The sequence below is a fragment of the Cupriavidus sp. UYPR2.512 genome (genome assembly GCF_000379565.1).
Classification (GTDB): domain Bacteria; phylum Pseudomonadota; class Gammaproteobacteria; order Burkholderiales; family Burkholderiaceae; genus Cupriavidus.
Genome location: NZ_KB902928.1, coordinates 1 through 5,577 on the forward strand (window position 1 = coordinate 1; position 5,577 = coordinate 5,577).

Genomic DNA, 5,577 nt, shown 5'->3' on the forward strand with positions numbered 1-5,577 from the left:
CCTTGCTGCGGCTGGCCGCCGTCACGGTGGGGAAGACTAGCACGGCGCTGGGTGCGTTCTACCGCCGGCTGGCGGCCCGCATCGGGAAGGCCAAGGCCGTCACGGCCACCGCGCGCAAGATCGCCGTACTGTTCTACAACGCCATGCGCTTTGGCATGCAGTATGCTGACCCCGGGGCTGACCACTACGAACAGCGCTATAAGGAGCGCGTCATCAAGCAGCTGCACCGCAGGGCGGCCGAATTTGGCTTTTCCCTCCAACCGACGGAGGGCGTTTCTTAGGAACCATTTGTACTGAGCCGCTCCGCAGGCGGTGAGCGCTATGGGCGTTGAATGACCACCGCGGTAATTTCTGATGTCCAGCACGGGCGACCGCAACCGGATTTCCAGCGATCGGGGGAAGCCGCGCAGGCGAGAGACGCAGGAAAGGGAGCGTCAGCATGTCGATAACCCGCTGTTTTGACATATTCTGGTGCGCCAGCAGATCGAAGGCACGAGTGCAGCCGCGTTGGCCTCGTCGGGAAAGGCGAACGTGTACGGAAACAGGTGCGGTGGCAACTAGCGCGCATGGGTGGGACTTGGCGGGGCTCGTGGAAGGCTGCCGGGCATGTCTTCGATGCGGAGCATGTGTCCCTTGCCACATACGGGGCAGTCGCGCAGTGACTTGTCGGTAAGTCGCTGGTAGCGGTCACGGTAGTCTTCCCCGGGCTCGGCTGCGGCAGCGGCGGGAGCCTCGACACCGAGCAGCTGCCTGCAGGTGGCGAGCTTGTCTGCCCGGTGACAGTTGGCGAGCCAGCCGTAGCTGCGGATGCGCTTGAAGCCGTCGGGCAGCACGTGCAGCAGGAAGCGGCGGATGAACTCGTCGGCGGTGAGCGTCATGGTGCTGTGCCGGGCGTCGTGCCGGTAGTCCTTCCAGCGGAACTGCACGGCGTGTCCGTCGAAGGCGAGCAGCCGGTTGTTGGAGATGGCCACGCGATGGGTGTAACGGCCCAGGTAATCGAGCACGTGTTCGGCGCCGCCAAAGGGTGTCTTGGCGTAGACCACCCACTCCGCCCGTGCCGCGGGTGCAAGCCAGGCTGCAAATTCGACGGGATCGCTCAGGGATTCGAACTGACCGTGCAGGCGCAGCCCGCCGGCGTCGTAAGCGCGACGCAGCTGTTCGAGAAAGAGTCGCCGGAAGAGGCGCGAGAGGACCCGAACGGGCAGGAAGAAGCCGGGACGGCAGGCGATCCAGCGCTCGCCGTCCGGGGAGAGGCCGCCGCCCGGCACCACGCAATGCACATGAGGGTGATGCTGCAGATTCTGTCCCCACGTATGCAGGATCGTGAGGAAGCCGATCTCGGCGCCCAGGTGCTTCGGATCGGCGGCGATCGTGCGCAGCGTTTCGGCACTGGCACGAAACAGCAGATCGTAGAGCGTCCTCTTGTTCTGGAACGCGAGCGCGGCGATGGATTCGGGAAGCGTGAAGACGACATGGAAATACTCGGTCGAGGGGAGGAGCTCCGCATGCCGGCGTTCGAGCCATTGCGCGCGGGCGAGCGACTGGCACTTTGGGCAATGCCTGTTGCGGCAAGAGTCGTAAGCGATGCGCTGATGGACACACGCATCGCACTGCTCGACATGTCCGCCGAGCGCGGCGGTACGACACAGCTCGATGGCGCACATCACACGCCGCTGGACACGACTGAGTCCGTCGGCATGAGTCTGCCGGTACTGCGGTCCGCAGCGGCGAAGGATGTCCGCCACCTCGAGCGCCGGGCGCATCGCGGGCTTCAGAAGTACTCGGGCGCAGTGGGCAGAGATGGGATGGGTTCAGGATGCGGGAGCAGGTCGAAGGGACTGGTGGTGGCGCACACGGTGCTGGTCGCGATGCGCAAGTAGCGCAAATGTGCTGCAGCACATTTCCGGTATTACCGGCCGAAAGTTTTTATGTGCCGTATCGAATCCAGCCCCGCGATAGCAAAGGTCTCCGGTCGTAGAAACTCTACATAAAAGTTGGGCAGGATGGGGAGGCCCGCAGCCAGCAATCAGCGTGCGCAACCTCCGCAGTCCTACAGTAAATGCAGCCACTCGAGAAGCGTTTTGTTCTGCTGCCAGGACGGCATCTTTGGAAGCGACGCACCGTCGGTGGCTTTTTCGAGAGCCTTGCGCTTCATCTCAAGATTTGCGCGAGCATAAATCTCGGTCGTCTTCACATCGACGTGACCGAGGAAGTCGCGGATGATCTCGAGCGGTACGCCACTCTGCAGCAGGTGCATTCCCTTTGTGTGTCTCAGACTGTGAGGACTTACCCGCTGGGTGAATTCTGGGTGACTTCGCCGTACGGGAATCACATACTTTTGCAGGAGATAGCGAACACCCGAGCGCGATAACCGTGTACCTTGCCGGTTCTGGAAGAGTGGCTTGTCGGTGTGTTCAGGACGATCGAGGTGATTATCGCGTCGATACTGGAGCAGCAGTTCGACTGTCGAGTCCATCAAGGGCACGGCGCGCGGCTTTCGACCCTTTCCCATGAGCCGCACCTGCGCTGGAGGATCCAGCCGCACGTCCCCGGCGTTCAGGTCAATCAACTCCTGTACCCGGGCGCCGGTGTCATAGAGTACGCTCAACAGCACTGCATCGCGGCGGCCCTCAGACGTACGCAGGTCCGGTTGTGCGAGAAGCTGTGCAAGGTATTCCTTGGGGAGGTAACCGACGCTGGCGCGCGGCTGTCGCCGCAGCGGAATCGCGAGGACCTGCTGACACTGCAGCAGGCGCTCGGGTACTTCCGACTGTACGTACCGGAAGAACGCGTGCAATGCCGCGAGGCGATGATTCTGCGTGCTGACCGAAACATGCCGTTCGTTGGCCAGGTGATCAAGGAATGCCTCGACCAGGCCTACGTCGATCTGTGCCAGAGACAGACGCTCCAGTGCGATTCCCCGCACGTCACGACAGTATCGCAGCAGCAGGGTGAACACGTCGCGATAGGCCTTGATCGTGTTGGGGCTCAGGTTGCGCTGTGCGGCCAGATGGTGCGTCAGGAAGCTGGTCACGAGCATGGAGAAATCCGTCGGTTTCATGATCCGCTCCTCCGCGGGATGACATCACCGAAGGCGGCGCTGGTACGTGCCGTGATCTCCGGAAACAGTTCGGCAATCAGATGCAGGTAGCGCTGCGTTCCGGCTAGGGACTGATGTCCCATGTAGGTCGCCAGTACCGGGAGCTTCGCATTGAGGTCAGCTCCCTCCTGGCACCACCGAAGCAACGCATGCACGGCATACGCGTGGCGTAGATCATGTACGCGCGGACCCTTGCCTCTACCGCCGTGCGGGATCCCGGAGCGCAACAGCAGCTCCCGGTACAGCCAGTAGATGGACGAGTGGCTCAACGGGCCGTCTGATGGCGAAGGGAAGAAGTAGGCATCGGACGGGCGATCGCCCATGACTTGTGCGTAGACTCGAAGGCGCTGGACCAGGGGCAACGCTGGTGGGACGAGCCCGTCCTTTCGAAATTTGCCATCACGCACCGTCAGGATTCCCCGTTCGAGGTCCACATCGGCCACGCGCAGATGAAGCACCTCGCCCACCCTCAGGCCGCAGCCATACAGTAGTCGAAATACTTCCGGCATAACGAGATGCCGCATTGGCGAAAGTGCGGTCGGTGTGAGCTGGTCAGCCGCGAGGAACAGCCGCTGAATCTCAGCGTGGGTCAGGATGCGCGGAGAGAATCCGCTCGTATCCCTTGCCGTCAGGGACCGATCCGGCACATCAGCGGAATACCCCAGCCGGCACATGAACAGGGCCAATTGGCGAACTGCGCCGATACGCTGATCGTGTGTGCTCTTGCTCTCGTGGGGCCGTTTGGCGGTCCACCTTCGGCTGATTGAGCGCGGTAGCGCGCATTCTGATAACGCTTCATCGCTCAGGAAGCGGTCAAAGCATGCCAGCAAGCGGGCTTGCGCATCATATCGGTACCCACACGCCCGTCTCTCCTGGACGAACTGTTCCATGAGTGGGCCGACAGCGCTCTGGAACTGCCCCTTGAATTTGCTACTCGTCATGGCGCATCTCCTCGGTGTTCAACGCGGCGGTGCGCAGCGTTTCCACGTCGGTCTTCGCGTAGATCAACGTCGAGGCTGTCGTCGCATGACCCAGGATGTCGCTGATGACTTGAAACGGCGTCTGTTCATGGAGCAATCGTGTCGCGAGTGTATGGCGTAGAGAGTGCAAGCCATGGCGTTGTGGAGTCCTGAAGTGAATCCCGGCGATGGCCTTCCAATGACGGACGATCCAATATAGGCTGTCGGCTTCGCGGAAGGGTAGGAAGGGAGCGTTCAATGTGAGGAACACTTCTCGATGATCCGATTGAGGACGACCCGATCTCAGATAGTCAATGAGCGCTTCGCCAACTTCCTCCGTCAATGGCAAACAAAGAGGTGTGAGGGTCTTCGACTGCCGAACGTCTATTGTGGCCGTTTCCCACTTCAGATCGTCGAGGGATAGTGCGCGAATATCACCCACTCTCAGTCCGAGACGACAGGCAAGCAGAAAGATGGCGTAATCGCGCTTGCCTTTCGGTGAGGTTCTATCAACGGCTTCGAGCAGCCTGGCTAGGACTTCCGGGGCCCAGACCGATGGAATAGTCGCATCGCGTGGAACATGGACCACCGGCAATACATGGCTGAGATCCTTCTGCAGAATTCCTCGCATCAGAAGAAAGCGCAGAAAGCAACGCACATCGGAAACGATGCGCGAGACTGACTTCGCCGACAGACGATGTTGCGCGGTCACAAATGCGCAGAGATCGGCCGGCTGCACCTGATCAAAAAACGTGATGTTCCTTGAATCAAGGAAATCCGCGAATAACGCTATCACCCGCATCCGCGCTCGAAGGGTCGTTGTCCGAAGATGACGGCGATCCCGGCAGTACAGTTCATAGTCGCGCAATGCCGTGCTCATGGGTGCGGGTACTTGTATCGTCTTGATATCGGTGACGATGCGCTCAATGCGCCCGTCATGCGCAAAGCCCTCGAGAACCTTGAGGGAAAACACGATATTCCGCCGCCACCCTTGGCCACGGTTCAGGCATTCGTCAGCACGAACTTGATACGTAGAGCAAAACCGTTTCGCCAGCTCCAGGGAGTACTTATCGTCCAGGCTCATCTCATGACAAAACTCAATGAGATGACGCCAGGCGACGCGATAGCGCCAGAGCGATTTCCTGCTGTAGCCTAGCCTCTCCAGCTCGCTCACGGCGCTGGCGACGAACTGCTGCAACGGCAGGTGGCTTGAAACTTGATGGGTTGACTTCTCCATGATCGAACTCCTCACAAAAGCGGTCCCCATGGCCGCTAGTGTAGCGTTCTGTTCTTGATGGAACCTATATGAATTCGGCGTCTCCAATGCCCACACTGCGACACAGCGTGGAGAGAGTGAGTGCGAGTTGCCCCCGAGATCATGTTGACCGACGAGGAGCGAACCAATTTGACGAGGCTGGTTCGGTCGAAGCTCACGAGCGTGAGGCTGGCGCAGCGCGCGCGCATTGTGCTGCTGGCCGCCAACGGAATGCAGAACAAGGACATCGCCGAGCAGTTGGG

General features: G+C 60.6%; 4 protein-coding genes and 1 pseudogene. 1 reads left to right on the forward strand and 4 read right to left on the reverse strand.

All coding sequences use genetic code 11. From position 1 onward, the window contains the following. A pseudogene (locus A3A5_RS0111545) lies at nt 1-281 on the forward strand (IS110 family transposase); the annotation flags it as partial. A 276-nt stretch (nt 282-557) separates the two neighbouring features. Here the strand turns inward: A3A5_RS0111545 and A3A5_RS0111550 are convergent. From A3A5_RS0111550 to A3A5_RS0111565, 4 genes are all read right to left on the reverse strand, one after another. After that, on the reverse strand, nt 558-1,763 hold the full coding sequence (locus tag A3A5_RS0111550) for an IS91 family transposase (protein ID WP_026200678.1): 1,206 nt from the start codon (nt 1,761-1,763) through the stop codon (nt 558-560). A 287-nt stretch (nt 1,764-2,050) separates the two neighbouring features. Continuing rightward, nucleotides 2,051-3,061, reverse strand: a complete 1,011-nt coding sequence (locus A3A5_RS0111555) for a site-specific integrase (protein ID WP_018310729.1) — start codon at nt 3,059-3,061, stop codon at nt 2,051-2,053. Beyond that, the gene (locus tag A3A5_RS0111560; RefSeq protein ID WP_018310730.1) at nt 3,058-4,041 is read right to left on the reverse strand and encodes a tyrosine-type recombinase/integrase; all 984 of its coding nucleotides are present in this window, start codon (nt 4,039-4,041) and stop codon (nt 3,058-3,060) included. Before A3A5_RS0111560 ends, A3A5_RS0111555 begins: the two co-directional genes overlap by 4 nt. After that, nucleotides 4,031-5,296 carry a site-specific integrase gene (locus A3A5_RS0111565; protein ID WP_018310731.1) on the reverse strand — a complete coding sequence of 422 codons (1,266 nt, stop codon included), beginning with the start codon at nt 5,294-5,296 and terminating at the stop codon, nt 4,031-4,033. Before A3A5_RS0111565 ends, A3A5_RS0111560 begins: the two co-directional genes overlap by 11 nt. Nucleotides 5,297-5,577 lie beyond the last annotated feature (281 nt).

What these genes read in the sequence shown, in the direction of transcription:
- A3A5_RS0111550 (WP_026200678.1), bottom strand. Translation starts at nt 1,763, where the DNA reads ATGCGCCCGGCGCTCGAGGTGGCGGACATCCTTCGCCGCTGCGGACCG.
- A3A5_RS0111555 (WP_018310729.1), bottom strand. Translation starts at nt 3,061, where the DNA reads ATGAAACCGACGGATTTCTCCATGCTCGTGACCAGCTTCCTGACGCAC.
- A3A5_RS0111560 (WP_018310730.1), bottom strand. Translation starts at nt 4,041, where the DNA reads ATGACGAGTAGCAAATTCAAGGGGCAGTTCCAGAGCGCTGTCGGCCCA.
- A3A5_RS0111565 (WP_018310731.1), bottom strand. Translation starts at nt 5,296, where the DNA reads ATGGAGAAGTCAACCCATCAAGTTTCAAGCCACCTGCCGTTGCAGCAG.